This is a genomic window from Nostoc sp. LPT, assembly GCF_017115165.1.
In the GTDB taxonomy this organism is placed as follows: Bacteria; Cyanobacteriota; Cyanobacteriia; order Cyanobacteriales; family Nostocaceae; genus Nostoc.
The window spans coordinates 1-14,884 of sequence record NZ_JABXKF010000157.1 but is presented as its reverse complement, the minus strand read 5'-3'; the positions used below and the strand labels follow the sequence as shown (position 1 = coordinate 14,884).

Annotated in this window: 12 protein-coding genes; 4 read left to right on the top strand and 8 right to left on the bottom strand. The window is 41.3% G+C overall.

Features of this window, described 5'->3' with window-relative positions; translation table 11 throughout:
• Window positions 1-781: 781 nt before the first annotated feature.
• Together HWQ58_RS30080 and HWQ58_RS30075 are read left to right on the top strand one after the other, a co-directional pair.
• The gene (locus HWQ58_RS30080) at window positions 782-2,131 is read left to right on the top strand and encodes a DVUA0089 family protein (RefSeq protein ID WP_292871189.1); all 1,350 of its coding nucleotides are present in this window, start codon (window positions 782-784) and stop codon (window positions 2,129-2,131) included.
• A gap of 96 nt (window positions 2,132-2,227) precedes the next feature.
• Window positions 2,228-3,673, top strand: coding sequence for a PQQ-dependent sugar dehydrogenase (locus tag HWQ58_RS30075; RefSeq protein ID WP_292871187.1), 1,446 nt, complete (start codon window positions 2,228-2,230; stop codon window positions 3,671-3,673).
• A 384-nt stretch (window positions 3,674-4,057) separates the two neighbouring features.
• Here HWQ58_RS30075 and HWQ58_RS30070 read toward each other — a convergent pair whose 3' ends face one another.
• The 5 genes from HWQ58_RS30070 to ssuD all read right to left on the bottom strand — a co-directional run bounded on the left by HWQ58_RS30070 (window position 4,058) and on the right by ssuD (window position 10,007).
• A complete protein-coding gene (locus HWQ58_RS30070; protein ID WP_292871185.1) occupies window positions 4,058-5,413 on the bottom strand; it encodes a (Fe-S)-binding protein in 1,356 nt (451 codons plus the stop codon).
• Window positions 5,414-5,469: 56 nt separating this feature from the next.
• Complete coding sequence (locus HWQ58_RS30065) at window positions 5,470-6,828, bottom strand: FAD-binding oxidoreductase (protein WP_292871183.1); 1,359 nt, start codon at window positions 6,826-6,828, stop codon at window positions 5,470-5,472.
• Between the two features lie 789 nt (window positions 6,829-7,617).
• Window positions 7,618-8,184 (bottom strand): NADPH-dependent FMN reductase, encoded by a 567-nt coding sequence (gene ssuE / locus HWQ58_RS30060; RefSeq protein WP_292871181.1) that lies wholly within the window; start codon window positions 8,182-8,184, stop codon window positions 7,618-7,620.
• Entirely contained in the window at window positions 8,181-8,819 is a 639-nt protein-coding gene (locus tag HWQ58_RS30055) for a carbonic anhydrase (protein WP_292871179.1), read from the bottom strand. Before HWQ58_RS30055 ends, ssuE begins: the two co-directional genes overlap by 4 nt.
• A 27-nt stretch (window positions 8,820-8,846) precedes the next feature.
• Complete coding sequence (gene ssuD, locus HWQ58_RS30050) at window positions 8,847-10,007, bottom strand: FMNH2-dependent alkanesulfonate monooxygenase (protein WP_292871177.1); 1,161 nt, start codon at window positions 10,005-10,007, stop codon at window positions 8,847-8,849.
• 540 nt (window positions 10,008-10,547) lie between these two features.
• Between ssuD and HWQ58_RS30045 the strand changes: the two genes are divergently transcribed.
• Window positions 10,548-11,081, top strand: a complete 534-nt coding sequence (locus tag HWQ58_RS30045; RefSeq protein ID WP_292871175.1) for an MgtC/SapB family protein — start codon at window positions 10,548-10,550, stop codon at window positions 11,079-11,081.
• Window positions 11,082-11,310: 229 nt separating this feature from the next.
• A complete protein-coding gene (gene msrB / locus HWQ58_RS30040; RefSeq protein ID WP_292871173.1) occupies window positions 11,311-11,805 on the top strand; it encodes a peptide-methionine (R)-S-oxide reductase MsrB in 495 nt (164 codons plus the stop codon).
• Between the two features lie 576 nt (window positions 11,806-12,381).
• Here msrB and HWQ58_RS30035 read toward each other — a convergent pair.
• The 3 genes from HWQ58_RS30035 to HWQ58_RS30025 all read right to left on the bottom strand — a co-directional run bounded on the left by HWQ58_RS30035 (window position 12,382) and on the right by HWQ58_RS30025 (window position 14,779).
• Window positions 12,382-12,882, bottom strand: a complete 501-nt coding sequence (locus HWQ58_RS30035; RefSeq protein WP_292871171.1) for a DoxX family protein — start codon at window positions 12,880-12,882, stop codon at window positions 12,382-12,384.
• A gap of 80 nt (window positions 12,883-12,962) precedes the next feature.
• On the bottom strand, window positions 12,963-14,222 hold the full coding sequence (locus tag HWQ58_RS30030) for an NAD(P)/FAD-dependent oxidoreductase (RefSeq protein ID WP_292871169.1): 1,260 nt from the start codon (window positions 14,220-14,222) through the stop codon (window positions 12,963-12,965).
• 155 nt (window positions 14,223-14,377) lie between these two features.
• Window positions 14,378-14,779: a response regulator gene (locus HWQ58_RS30025; protein ID WP_366838883.1), complete on the bottom strand. Its 402-nt coding sequence runs from the start codon at window positions 14,777-14,779 to the stop codon at window positions 14,378-14,380.
• Window positions 14,780-14,884: the final 105 nt, after the last annotated feature.

The window sequence follows — 14,884 nt, the reverse complement described above, 5'->3', positions numbered from 1 at the left end:
TTGATAGACCCCTGACATTGGATATCCCTCTTCTCATTAAATCTTATTATCTCATCTGTAGCCAGCTTTTAGAGAATTAGTATAAGTGCTGTACATGGATAGCGGGGCGTTTAGCCCGTGCTGAGTAAAAACCCAGTTGTTTCAAGACTTTGAGCAATTAACACTGTCCTAACCTGTGTGACTACGGCTATATATAAAATTTATGTAAAGCTTAACTGTTATTAAGCTCAAAAATGTTTTGGATAATCTATCAATTTAACTTATGTATTTCCAGATATATTTCCTTAATAGAAAAAGTATTTTTTTACAAGCAAAAATTGATATTGAAACCTAACTTAACAAGGATGTCGTATTAAGCTAAAAAATCTTGTAACCTTTACTAAAAAAAACAGTATTTTTGAAAAAATACTTAATTAAAGTTTATAAAATTTTTTAACAATACTAAAAATCAAAAAATTTGCATTTTTAAGATTTGGTAAAGAATTTGACGTCACCTTTCACTCATGATAATAAATAATTATAGGTAGAGTTGAAAATAAAAAAGCTTGGGGGAAAATAAATAATTAAAATAGATTAATGTTGACCCAATTTACATAATCAGCTAACCAAATCAATAACTAATATTTTCTCAGTGATATTGGTATTAATTAAGTTAGTAGAGGTATCTATATTTAAACTTAGAGTTTTAATTAATCAACATTAGAACATTAGAACTGATGAAGGGTTATTTGACTGAGGCCAGACTTAGGCATTAGTTAAAAATTCAGGAAAAATAATAAATATGGCAGTTATTTACGGTACTACATCTGCTGACATAAGAAATGGAACTTCGGGAGATGACACGATATATGGTTGGGCTAATGGTGGTAACGTCAATAGTCTTTCTGGTAACGACACCCTGAATGGTGCGGCTGGTAGCGATAATCTATTTGGTGGAACAGGAAACGACAGTTTAATCGGTGGTCTTGGTAATGACACACTTGATGGCGGTTTGGGTACTGACAGCTTAAATGGGGGAGTAGGGGACGACACTTACATTATTGACAGCGCTATTGATACCATTACAGAAGCTGTGAATTCAGGTACAGATAGCGTCCGGTCTTCTGTCACCTACACACTAGACGCTAATCTGGAGAACCTAAAATTAAGGGAAACTAGCGCCATCAACGGGACAGGTAACAGTCTGAACAACTTTCTCTTTGGTAATACTTTTAATAACACTCTAAACGGAAAAGCAGGCAATGACACACTAGACGGTAATGTAGGTAATGATATCCTCAATGGTGAGGATGGCAATGATAGCCTACAGGGTGGGCCCGGTAATGACATACTCAATGGTGGGTCTGGAAACGATATCCTTATTGGTGCTTGGCCCGGTAGTCCACTTTCACCAGGATTAGGAGAGACTGATACCTTAATTGGCAGTGTTGGGCTAGATAGATTTGTCCTTGGGGACCCTAGAAATGTCTACTACGACGATAAAAACACTGCAAATGCTGGTTTTGGGGACTTGGCTACGATTACCGACTTTAACCGTAATGAAGACCAAATAGAACTTAAAGGCTCCCCAAAGGACTACCGCCTACAAACTGTTGGAGCCAACACACAAATATTTTTAGACAAGCCTGGAGCAGAGCCAGATGAAATCATCGGTATTGTGCAGGGTATAGTAAACCTTAGACTTGATAGCGACGACTTCTTTTTCTATGAGAAAGAAAATGCTCGACAAGCTACAAACAATACCCTAGCTAGGGCTGAAGGATTGGGTTCTTTATCGTCCGGCTCAAACGTTAATCTCTCAGGTGAATTAGTAACAGTTCAACCGGGGGACAATCCCGATTTCGACTTTTTTACATTTTCTCTAGCAAATCCAAAAACTGTCACTATCAGTGCGGTGACAACCGATGATACAGTTATTGGGCTGTTTAACAATGCTGGGATTTTACTGCAAAGTGACGACGACAGTGGACCTGACTTTGGGTCATTAATCACCGCTTCACTAAGTGCAGGTACATACTCAATTTCAGTGAGTAAATATGCTTTCTTTCCTCAAGATGGCGGAACTTTTTCTGGCACTAGTGACAGCAACTCTGCTCTTTATACGCTAGAAGTCAGTTTGGCATCAGAATAGTACCCATTGCTCATTTCACCCCGTAATCTCTAAAATTTTTTCCCTCATCAACAGGATTTAGCAACAAAATTAACTGACTATTTTATCAATAAAATCATGAATAACCCTAAATTATCTAACCAAGTGAAACGCAGGTTGATCGGGAAGTTTGCTACTAAAACGCTGTTATTTACAATAACACTGTTATTGACAATAGTTTTATTAAATCATAGCACTACTGGAGTAAATGTTGTACCACAAACCCTGCGTCCTGATATTAAGGTTCGCAATATTATTAATACATTATCAGTCTCTCCTTCTGTTCGGATTGTAAAAGATCCACGAAACAATACCCTCTATTACCTCAAACGAAATGGTGAGATTTATCAAGTCGATTTAGATTCTTCTACTAAAACGCTTGCGTACAATTCTAGTAATCATAATTTAAGTGAAACTCAAGGTATGGCCATTGGCCCTAACGGCACAATTTATTTAGTTGCCAATGCAGACCTTGTGAATAACCAGACTAAAGCAATTATTGTTAAAGGTGTAATTAATTCGAGTACAGGACAGCGTATCTGGTCTATTTTAGCTAAGAGTGCAGGCTATCCCAAAAGCAAAACAGCTTATGACCATCAGTTCAACGGTGTGGTTGTTAGCCTGGATGGTAACTTTATCTATGTGAATAGCGGTTCTCGTACCGATCATGGTGAGGTTCAGTCTGTTGATGGTCTATATCCCAATACTCGCGAAGTCGGATTAACCGCCTGTATACTCCGTCTTCCTAGTAATGGCAACAATCTCTTTCTGGCAAACAATCGAGCAACTTTAAAGACAGCTGGCTATATTTTTGCAGAAGGAATACGCAATACTTTCGATATGGCTTTTGCGCCCAATGGGGATTTGTTTGGCACAGAAAATGGCCCCGATCGCGACATGTCAGAAGAATTAAATTGGCTACGTTTAGGTGGTAATTACGGCTTTCCCTGGCGTATTGGTGGGACAGACAATCCACAACAATTTCCCAATTATAATCCTGCCACTGACCGATTGTTAAGCCCTCAATTTAATGCCATCCAAAAGGGCTACTATCGTAACGATCCAACCTTTCCTATTCGGCCTACTGGAAATTTGATTGAACCAATTTCTAATCTTGGCCCGGACGCAGATAATTACCGCGATCCTGTAGATGGAAAAATCAAAGATGCCAGTGTTCTTGGACAAAGTTTTAGCACTTTTACAACACACCGTTCTCCTTTAGGATTAGTTTTTGATACACAAGGAGTAATGAGTCGAGAATTCAACAGAGATGGATTTATGTTGAGTTGGACACCAGGCGACCCCACTGGCGAAACACTACCAGGCCCTTTTAAAGATGCCAGCCAAGACCTACTACATTTAAAGTTAACTAAAGTAGGAAATACTAACTATAAACTTAACGCTACGCGCCTTGTCACAGGTTTTAGTAATCCCATTGATGCTGAGATTATTGGCAATAAGATTTATGTTCTAGAATATGGTGGAAATCAAGGAATTTGGGAAGTCTCTATGCCTACCAAGTAAAACATTAGACCTCTTGTACAAATACAAAACTAGCCCTCATCCCCCAACCCCTTCTCCCAAAATTGGGAGAAGGGGAGACAATTTCAAAGTCCCTCTCCCAAGCTTGGGAGAGGGATTTAGGGTGAAAGCTCATTGATTCATGCAAGAAGTCTATTACTTAGTCCTTTGGAGTGCTGCCCCCAGTCAGACATTGAGTCTCTAACTCAATGAATGCATTCCCAGTCGGAGACTGGGAACGAGGAACCGAGGAACGAGGAAAGTCTTATCAAGCTAGGTTTTGAGGACTTGTGTGTACACTGTAGGCAAGCGAGGAGGAGACTAAAAACGTAGTTTTGGCTCTTTGCTTTAAAATCAATGACAAAATGTCCAACCCACAAAAAATGTCTACAATTTCAACTTTTCACCGCGAATCGAATAATCTAACAACTCCATCGGGTGAATAACTGAAATCTTCTTACCTTGCAACTGCAAATGTTTCGTAATTTGCAAAGTACACCCAGGATTAGCAGAAGCAATTAACTCAGCACCAGTATTCAATAAATTCTGCACTTTTTGCTGACCCAATTCTTCAGAAACTTCTGGTTGCAGCATATTATAAACTCCGGCACTGCCACAACACAAAGCTGCATCTATTGGTTCTCTCAGCTTCACTCCTGGAATTTGTCGCAACACCTGACGCGGTTGGACGCTAATCTTTTGTCCGTGCAATAAATGACAAGCATCTTGATAAACTAAATTCAAAGGTTTATCAGTCAGCGGTGAAAGTTTCGCTGTTAACCCAACAGTTGCCAAAAATTCTTGAGCGTCTTTAACCTTAGCTGCAAAATCTTTTGCTTTTTGCCGATATTCTAGGTCATCTTCTAAAATATGACCGTACTCTTTTAAAGTATGACCGCAACCAGCAGCATTAATAATCACGAAATCTACATCTGTCTTGGCAAAACTATCAATCATTTGTCTTGCTAAAGCTTTTGCCTGTTCTGTTTGTCCTTGGTGTTCGGGAAGCGCTGCACAACAACCTTGAGATTTCGGAATCACAACTTCACAACCATTCGCTGTTAAAACACGCACTGTTGCTTCATTCACAGGGGAGAAAAACAGCCGTTGCACGCAACCCAAAATCACCCCAACGCGATACCGCTTTTCACCTTTAGCAGGAATCACAGTCGGCAAATTATCTTGAAAAGATTTGAGAGTAATTTTTGGCAGAATTGATTCCATTGCTGCCAAACGGGGCGATATTTTATTGAGTAAACCTGTAGCCCGAAAGAATTTGGCAAATCCCAACTTTTGATAAACCAACAACGGAACTAATAAAACCCGTAAAAGATTGGGATAGGGAAACAGAGAAAATATCAGTTGACGAAAAAATTGATCTGGTAAACTGCGGGGATAATTTCGTTCAATTTGATGACGAGTTGCAGAAATTAATTTGTCATACTGCACGCCAGAAGGACAAGTACTCACACAAGCTAGACACCCTAAACAAGAATCAAAATGTTCTACTGTTGCCGTATTGAGAGCAATTTCACCCTGATTAATTGCATCCATTAAATAAATACGTCCTCTAGGAGAATCCATCTCCTTGCCAAGTACCCGATAACTCGGACAAGTTGAGAGACAAAATCCACAATGTACACAACTATCAATCAACTTCGGGTCAGGCGGATGACTTTCATCAAAGCCATTTAAATTCTTTAAACTAGCCGTATTATTAACAGAATTTTTTGAAACTTGCATATTTCTCTTTTTCCCCTCTCTATCTCAGCGTTCTCTGTGTCTCTGCGGTTTGTTTCTTAAATTCCACCCACAAACCGACCAGGACTTAAAATATTCTTACTATCAAATTGTTCCTTAATACGGCGCATCAACGGCAAAGCATTCCCCGTATAACCCCAAACATCTATTTGTTCTTTAACCGCTTTTGGTGCTGACAAAATTGTTAAAAAACCTTTATGAGTTTGAGTACGTAGGCGCAGCCCGCCGTAGGCATCGCTTCCAGCAGAGCCTAGCTGATCGCGAATTTTCAAAACTTGATTTTTACTCTCTAATTGTAACAAACCTAAACCACTACTAATATGAATTAAACCCAACTCCACCTGGGTCAAAATCTCCACAGCAGCTGTAGGTAACACTCCTATTTTGCAGGTAATTACTGATTCTGTAGCAGTACTATGTATTCGTTCTTGCAATCTTTGCCATAGATTCGCTTCATCACCATCGGCAAAAATTGCCCCATCTAAGCCCAACTTTTGCCCAACTTCCAAAACTCGGTTTGACTGTTCCTTAACACTCTCACTAATACTTTGAAAGCGAGCAATTAATCCCAGTCCTTGACCCAATCCTAAACTAGATACTAATTTAGTTGATAGTAAATCAGCCTGAACTGGTGTTAACGCCGAACCTCGAAGGATATCAGCCGCTTCAGATACAGCCTCAGTTTTACCAGTTAGTACCACCGTCCCCGATGCCTCAGCTAGCGGATACAGGCGAAAAGTTAGTTGACTAATAAAGCCTAATGTGCCGTAAGACCCTGTAAGCAACTTCATCAAGTCATATCCGGCGACATTTTTAACTACTCTTCCCCCAGCTTTGGCGATTTGTCCATCAGCACGGACAAAGGTAATACCTAGTAACTGGTCGCGTACACTACCATAGCGTTGCCGCAGAGAACCTGTATCACCTGTGGCAACAATACCACCAATGGTTGCTGACTCTGGTGTTGTGGGATCGACGGCGAGAAATTGCCGCGATTTTGCCAAAAGTGCTTGCAAATCTGAGAACTTCATCCCAGTTTCTACTGTGACAGTCAAATCGCCAACAGCGTGTTCAATCAGTTGGTTGATGCGTTCTGTACTAACTACAACATCAATGCCCTTAACTAAACCACCCCAGCTAAGTTTACTGCCACTACCACAAGGAAGGACGCGCCAGTTATTTGTGTGAGCCGTGGTAATGACTGCGGCTAGCTGTTCTTGGCTGCGGGGATAGACAATACAACTGGGTGAATTTCCAGAAGCTATAGCCTGTTGGATACGTTTTTGCTGACCAAGTTCGATATTTTCCCAAAGGCAAATAGCATTTTCTTCACCGACGATAGATGCAAAATCAGAAGCGCAGACGCCTTGCGGCTTGTCGTTAGACATCGCTTTCATTAAGTTTATTTTTTTACGCCCTACTTCTAATTTACTGGCTAACCTGACCAAAAAAGCGCATTGCCATTAATATCGGGTGGCTTCAATAAGGGAGCGATGCATAGGTTGGGCTACGCTAACGCCAGCTTGTAATCAGCGCCAAATAAAAGAAAGTTTGTTCTTCAGGTAGTCAAACTACCAGGGCTTATAGTAAAACCACTTGTATATCTATCTTGGCGAAGAGGAGGAAAAATATTTTTCTACACTATCTTCAGCCCAATCTTATGATGTAAAAGATCAAAAGCTAACAATTAGAGACTATTCAAGTAGAAGAAAGTTGAGCTTTGTTAAAGCTGAATGACATGAGGCATAACGAATGTCGTTTGTTGGAAGCTTACGTTGAATAAAGTTATGATGCTCTTGTATTAACAGCGATCGCGCTTTGGTTGGGTAAGGTCTTAGCCTTATCCAACTTATAATTTTGTGAATTTGTTTATAAAATTTAAAATTTCAGGTAAAAAAATAGTAGATGAATAAAATTTACTCATCTACTACAGGTAGAGTTAGGAGATAATTAGCATATTTACAACATATTTTATGGAAAAAACTATAAATAACAGTGGTGTTATTTGAATAGACTAGAGAGGTTTAGAAAGAAGTCTAGGTGTAGTTTATTCATTTAAATATCGCTATCAAAGTGTAATTTCCGAAAATAAATTTATGTTAATATGATTAATTTTTAGAGAAAGGTAGCAGAAGGGTAGAAATTACCCATCCGCTACGAGCAAACGGAGGTATAAACTTGATTATTTAATTGGCATGAACCAATTCTTGAGGCGCTGCGGCATCATATTCTACAGCTTTAACAAATTCCTTGAGAACATCTTTGAGTCTTTGCTCAATTTCCTCATCTAACAGGACACTGTTATCAGCTTGTCGTTGAATTTGTTTGTCTACCGCATAAATGGTGGCTAGGATATGCCGCGCTCCTAATTCAGATAAGACAGGTTTTAGGGCATATTCAATTGCCAATAAATGAGCGATCGTTCCACCCAAAGCAATTGGTAACACGGGTTTACCTGTTAATGATTTTTGTGGCAGCAAATCTAGAAATGTTTTGAGCACTCCTGTGTAAGCAGCTTTGTAAATTGGGGTGGCAATAATCACACCATCTGCCTTTGCTAATAAAGCTTTTGGCTGTTCTAAAGCTTGGCTGTCGTATCGTCCAAAAACTAAATCTTCAGCAGGCAAATCCCGAACTGAAATAATATCTACATGCAAGCCTTCTTGTTGTAAAAGCTTGGCAGTATATTCGACAACACCATAGGTTCTAGATGGATGGGTTGGACTGCCTGCGATCGCTAGAATATTTGTCATTCAATTAAACTCCCAATTTCTAAAATGGGTTCAGTATGTTTTGCAGTTTCGGTCTTCATCGCTGATGCTGTGTTAACCTTCTCACTCAGACGTTTGTAGGGACGGCGCAAACTCATACTCTCTACTTCCCAAATGTAGCCATGAATAACTACATCTTGGGGAATTAAAGCAGAATTACGTAATAATTCCACCTGCTGTGTGCAGATTTCATCCACATCGGTAAACGTTTTGATCCATTTGGAAAAAACGCCTTTTGGCAGCTTCAATTCTGGCAAAGCAGGATCGACACTAACTTGATCCACGTCAACACCTTGATTTCGCAATACCTCACTGAGAAAGTCTCCTGATGCTGTCATCATGCCACATTCGGTATGATTAATGACGATGATTTCTTTGGTGCCAAAAAACTGTGTAGTTAACATCGCTGACCGAATCGCATCATCTGTAACTAACCCCCCAGCATTACGGAAAATATGAGCATCTCCTTCACCAATTCCTAATGCTTTCTCCACTGGTAAACGTTCATCCATGCAAGCTAGTACCCATAAGCGTTTATTGTTAGGTACTCCCAATTGACGACGCAATGCCCACGCTTCTTTTTCTGAGATTTTTTGGTCGATTTGTTGGTGCAGCATGGCTGTTAATCTCCTAGTTCATAATTACTAGGATATAGACGTTGCTCTTTCTTGAGGCTTTTGCTTAGGGAAATCTTCATTTGCCACAATCTCACCAAATGGACTTAAGACATGTTGCTTTTCCACTGCGGGTAAATTCTCTAATGGCAGATGGGGAAATAGAAGTTCGGCAACTCGATAAGCTTCCTCTAAGTGGGGATAGCCAGAGAGGATAAAGGACTCAACACCCAAAGAAGCGTATTCCAATATCCTGGCAGCTACGGTTTGGGGATCGCCGACTAAGGCTGTTCCTGCACCACCCCGCACTAAACCGACTCCCGCCCACAGGTTCGGGCTAATCTCTAAGGCCTCACGATTACCGTGGTGTAATTGAGTCATTCGCTGTTGTCCAACTGAATCCATCCGGGCATAAGCTTTTTGGGCTTTAGCGATCGCCTCATCATCTACATACTTAATCAATTGATTCGCCGCATCCCAAGCTTCACTCTCGGTTTCCCGCACAATCACATGTAGGCGAATCCCAAACTGCAAAGTTCGGCCTTGTGTTTCTGCAAGCCTGCGAACTGATGCAATTTTTTCGGCTACTTGCGCCGGTGGTTCGCCCCAAGTCAGATAGACATCTATATGCTTGGCAGCAATTTTTTGGGCGATGGGAGAGGAACCGCCAAACCACAAGGGCGGATATGGCTTTTGGACAGGTGGAAACAGCAGTTTCCCATCCTGAATGTTGAAATAGTCTCCTTGGAGATTGGTTTGTTCACCACTAGCGATCGCTCGCCATACTGTTAAAAATTCATCTGTTAATTCATAACGTTGATCGTGATCCAAATGCAAGCCATCTCCCGCTAACTCTACGGGATCGCCACCTGTCACGACATTTATCAGCAAGCGTCCACCAGAGAGGCGATCAAAAGTCGCCGCCATCCGCGCTGCAACTCCAGGCGATACCAAGCCAGGACGAATCGCCACCAAAAAACGCATCTGTCGCGTCAGTGATACCAACGTTGACGCTACAATCCAAGCATCTTCGCAAGAACGTCCTGTAGGTAGCAATGCCCCTGTATAACCAAGGTCATCCACCGCTTGGGCAATCTGCCGTAGATAAGGAAAGCTTACTGCCCGTCCGCCTGTAGCAGTTGCAAGGTAACGTCCGTCGCCGTGGGTTGGGATGAACCATAGTAGCTGCATGAATCCTGTCCTTTTAAACTACGGTAATTCGATAGAAATACCGTGCTTTATTTATAGTTTTTAGAGTATCACATATTTTACTTAACCAAGCAAGAAGTTTTTCAGAAAACTCCGGTATCTCTATCAGACCAATGTATATTAGGCAGTGTTCAATAAGCTAGCGATCAAAAAAATTGGGGATTGGGGCATTGGGCATTAGGAGTGCTGAGTGCTGAGTGCTGAGTTAAGAGTTAGGAGTTAAGAGTTTTGTTTACCCCCTTGTCCTCTTGTCCCCTTGTTCCTTCATCTCCCTCATCTCCCTCATCTCCCCCTGCCCCCTGCTCCCTGCCCCCTTCTTTCTGTCTCTAGGGAGAATACAGCAATAGGATCTTTGTGTATATTAGTTTACTTATCCCTAACCTTCTGTTAAATTAACCTTAATGTACGCCAAGCTGATTGACTTAATGTACTTAGTTTTCAGCTATAAACGTGGGTGGGTAGCTATCCAATCCACTGGCAATAGACGCAAAATTCCGTTCTGTCTCTAGGAGAAATAATGCAATGGGGCCAATGTTTATTGCTGCCAACGATTGGCCACATATAGCATTTAGATTGTTTTTGGCGCTCCTAGTTGGTTGCTTGATTGGATTTAACCGTCAGCAAGGGGGTAGACCAGCAGGGATGAGAACATTTATGCTCGTGAGTATGGGGGCAGCACTATTCGTGATGATTCCTTTGCAGGCTGAGGGCGAGAGTCCCTATGCTGCTACTAATGCACTGAGTCGCACAATTCAAGGTGTAGCTACCGGGGTTGGATTTCTCGGAGCCGGATTGATTTTACAAGAGTCTCCAAGGAAATCTGCAACGCCAAAAGTAAAGGGTTTAACTACAGCCGCCTGTGTCTGGACGGCGGCCGGATTGGGGGCTGCAATTGGTTGTGGTCTGTGGCAAATGGGATTATTGGGAGGCTTACTGACTCTGATTACCCTAAGTGGGGTGAAGCGGCTCAATCGCGCATTTGCATTTCTGACGAGTCAGGGTAAACAGGGGACTACTCAGGATCTCACAACCACCTCTGATGAAGATGATGATTGACTATCGTTATGCTCTAGTTGAAAACTATACTTGTATTGTCCAAAATTAAGTCAAATCGATCGGATTGCCGCCTAGTATTTTATTGAAAAATAATTTGTTGTTTCTTAGCAAATTTTAATCAGTTTATCAGGGCTAATTCAGAGCGATCGCTGATTATAGTCATTCATGTAGGGAATTCCGTACTGGAATTGATTGGCCAGTGAACCGGAAAATAGAAAATAATAGATATATGGACAAACGGTATTTTTTACAAGCTAGTGCAGTCATAGTCGGCACAGCATTGTTATCAAGGTATATCAATTGGGGGTCACAAGCAATGACAACTTCTAATAGTGGATTTGAAGTTACTAAACCAGAGTCAGAATGGCGCACGATTTTAACGCCAGAACAGTTTAATGTCTTGCGTAAACATGGAACTGAACGCCCTTACACCAGCTCATTGGATAAGGAATACGACCAAGGCACTTATTATTGTGCCGCCTGTGAACAACCATTGTTTACATCTGATACCAAATTTAATAGTGGTACTGGCTGGCCTAGCTTCTTTAATCCAATTGAAGGTGCGATCGCCACGACTGTAGACAAGTCGTTGTTAATGTCTAGAACTGAAGTGCATTGTAGTCGCTGTGGTGGTCATCTGGGTCATGTTTTTGATGATGGCCCTGCACCCACTGGTAAGCGCTACTGCATGAACGGTGTTTCGCTGAAGTTTGATCCTGCTTGATAAGTTGCGACGCCGAATAGCCCGTCGTGACATCGCACACACAACCTAAATCATCAGATTTTGGAGCTTGACCAAGGGTGAATAAATTTTTGACAATAACTTTTCCTATTCAGTGCTAATGGACGAAGTATTGTCAATTTCAGGAAATGCAACTCTTGGTCTTCGCTAAAACTATTTACCTAAATCGTCCTATTTGTTTGGGTCTTTTTTCTCCTTTTTGTCTTTGGGATCTTTTTTAGGTTTTTTAGTTTCTTTATTACTTTTTCTTTCCTTCGACATCAGCGTTCTCCAACTAGGTGAATCAGTAAAAACTTTCACATTCTGCCGTCAGCAAATCAGGATATTACTTACCTGATATTCTTTTATAGCAGCAAAAAAGAAAGTATCACATATAAATGCTACTAATTACCATGATACGGTGTTGTTTGATTTTATTGTGAGAGCCTTTTTGATCTATTTGAACCAGAATCTACTAGTAGGGGCGTACAGGTAGCTGTGCGCCCCTACTAATTTACTAATATTTCTTTATCTGAAAGTACTATGATTGGGTAAACGATTCTGTAGGCGACGTTTTATTCAAAAGTTATTCCTAAAGAAGTTGACCCTACCTTGTTCACGATTCGCTCCTGAGTCTGCAAGGTTTTGTCTGTTTTTTCTCCAGCGATCGAGGGAGTAAATATTAAAGCTGCTACCTGCAAGCAAAATAAACAGCACAATCCCGTAAGAAAGCATCGAAGTAGCTGCACCCCAGTTTTGTATCGATGTCACCCCCAACTTCAGAATGATCATCAGGGCAAAGGTGACAATCAAAGCGCTTCTGGTAGCTAACCCAAGTGTGATTAAAACGCCCACAATTAACTCTACAGGGGGCACTAGATAAGAATTGATTCTCACCAGAAATTCTGGGAAATAAGAATCTGCTAGTTGTTTAACAGTATCTTCAGCGAATCCAGGGATGTTAAAAATGCGAGTGAATCCGTGATTAAAGTAATTCACACCGATGAGAATTCGCAGCAACAAATAGGCAATCGCAACATCCTTTGATTTGAGACTAATATAGTTTCTATTTTCAGTCATTGCCTGAACTCCAACTATGGTACACCGACTGTAATTGATTTTAATAGGAGAAATTGGGAAGCACTTAGCGGTTTTGAGAGCTAACGTTCTTTCATAGAAAGAATTAAGCGAACTGAGCGATCGCCGAAGAAGTAAGTGTGAAGCCAAGTAAGTAATACTAGCAAACGACTACGATAGCCAGGAAGATATACTAAATGAACTCCTAGCCACATCAGCCAAGCCAAGCATCCTGTAAAGGCAAATGCGCCAATTTTTCCCACACCTGAATAACAGCCAATAATCGCTAATCTTCCCTTGTTGAAATAGCTAAAATGCTCTGGTGATTTACCTCGGAATTGCCGTTGAATATTTCGGGCTACAGCAACACCCTGCTGAAGTGCCTCTGGTGCAACCCCAGTTAATGGTTTACCGTTCTGTTCGATATATGCCAGATCCCCAATGGCATAAATATTGGGTTGCTCTAGCAATTGTAGGGTGGGATGAACAAGTAACTTTCCCTTATTTGCTGAAGATACCTCCTCTGATGTTGTAGGAGAGTTTGCTTCTAACCCCGCAGTCCAAATGACGGTTGCAGTTGCTACCTCATCGTTTTGCAGATGTAAAGATTCAAAAGTCACTCTAGTCACTTTTGTTTGCAGATAAACCTCCACTCCTAGCTGATGTAATCGTTTGTAAGTGTAAGCTCCCAACTTCTTTGGCAGATCGGCCAATAAGCGATCGCCAGATTGCACGAGAATCAACCTCACTTGCTGCAAAAGTGTGGGATAATCTCGACGCAAGTGGCCTCGAAGCATTTCAACCAAAGCACCTGCAACCTCAACACCCGTTGGCCCGCCGCCAACGATGGTAAACGTCAGCAATTGTTGGCGTCGTGATGAATCAGATTCCTGGATAGCTCTCTCAAAACAAGAGAAAATGTGATTTCGGATTGCTATTGCTTCTTCTAGCGTTCTCATTGAGAACGCATATTCTAAAGCTCCAGGAACTCCCAAAAACTGGGTTTGGCTTCCAGTTGCAAGCACAAGAAAGTCATAGGTAATTGAACAACTATCTGTTTCAACAGTTTGCCTTGAAAAATCAATTTGCTCAACCTCAGCCATCAAAAACTGAACCTTAGACTTATTCCGCAGGAAAGAGAATCGCCGTAATATTGTGCGGATAGGGTAAGCAATGTACTCAGGTTCTAATTGACCTGTCGCAACCTGATACAACAACGGTACAAAGGTGTGATAGTTGTTGCGATCAATTAACAATACATCTGCACCAGAATCAGCTAAAGATTGGGCAGCTTGCAACCCACCGAATCCAGCGCCAACAATGACAACGCGGCGACTGTTCATTCTTCCCCTCTTGATTTAGCTAGTCGGTCAAGTTATTAACTGTTAATATATTGATAACAAATTATCGATAGTGCCATCAGATTTCAGTATTAAACCTCGTCGATTTTGAAACCTGGAGTTTTTAAGCAGAGTAGAAGTGTTTGTAAGCTTAATACTCAGACATTCCCACTTCTACCAATTAGAGTTGCAATTGCCTTGACTAACTCATCTGGTTCGACGGGTTTGGACAGATGCTTTTGAAAGCCTGATTCAAGTGCTTGTTGCTGGTTGATTTCTCCGGCATAAGCAGTTAAAGCGATCGCCGGAATTTGTTTGGCTTGGTTTGCCTGCAATGCTTTAACTTGGCGCATCAACATATAACCATCCATCTCTGGCATCCCAATATCACTCAGGAGCGTATCTGGTTCTGACTCTGCCAAAACTTGCAGTGCTTCTTTTGCTGATGTCACTGCTGTCACCATTGCTCCAGCCTGTTCTAGTACAAATGTGTGGAAGTCACGGGTATCATCGTCATCATCTACAACTAAGATTTGGGTGCCTGCAAGGATTTCAGTCAAAGAAGAAGGATTTAATGCCGCAATATCTATGTGTTGTTTTGGGGTTAAATCCCTGACTATCTAATTAGTATTTAAGAGCTTGAGACTCAAGCACAGCGAGAAGTT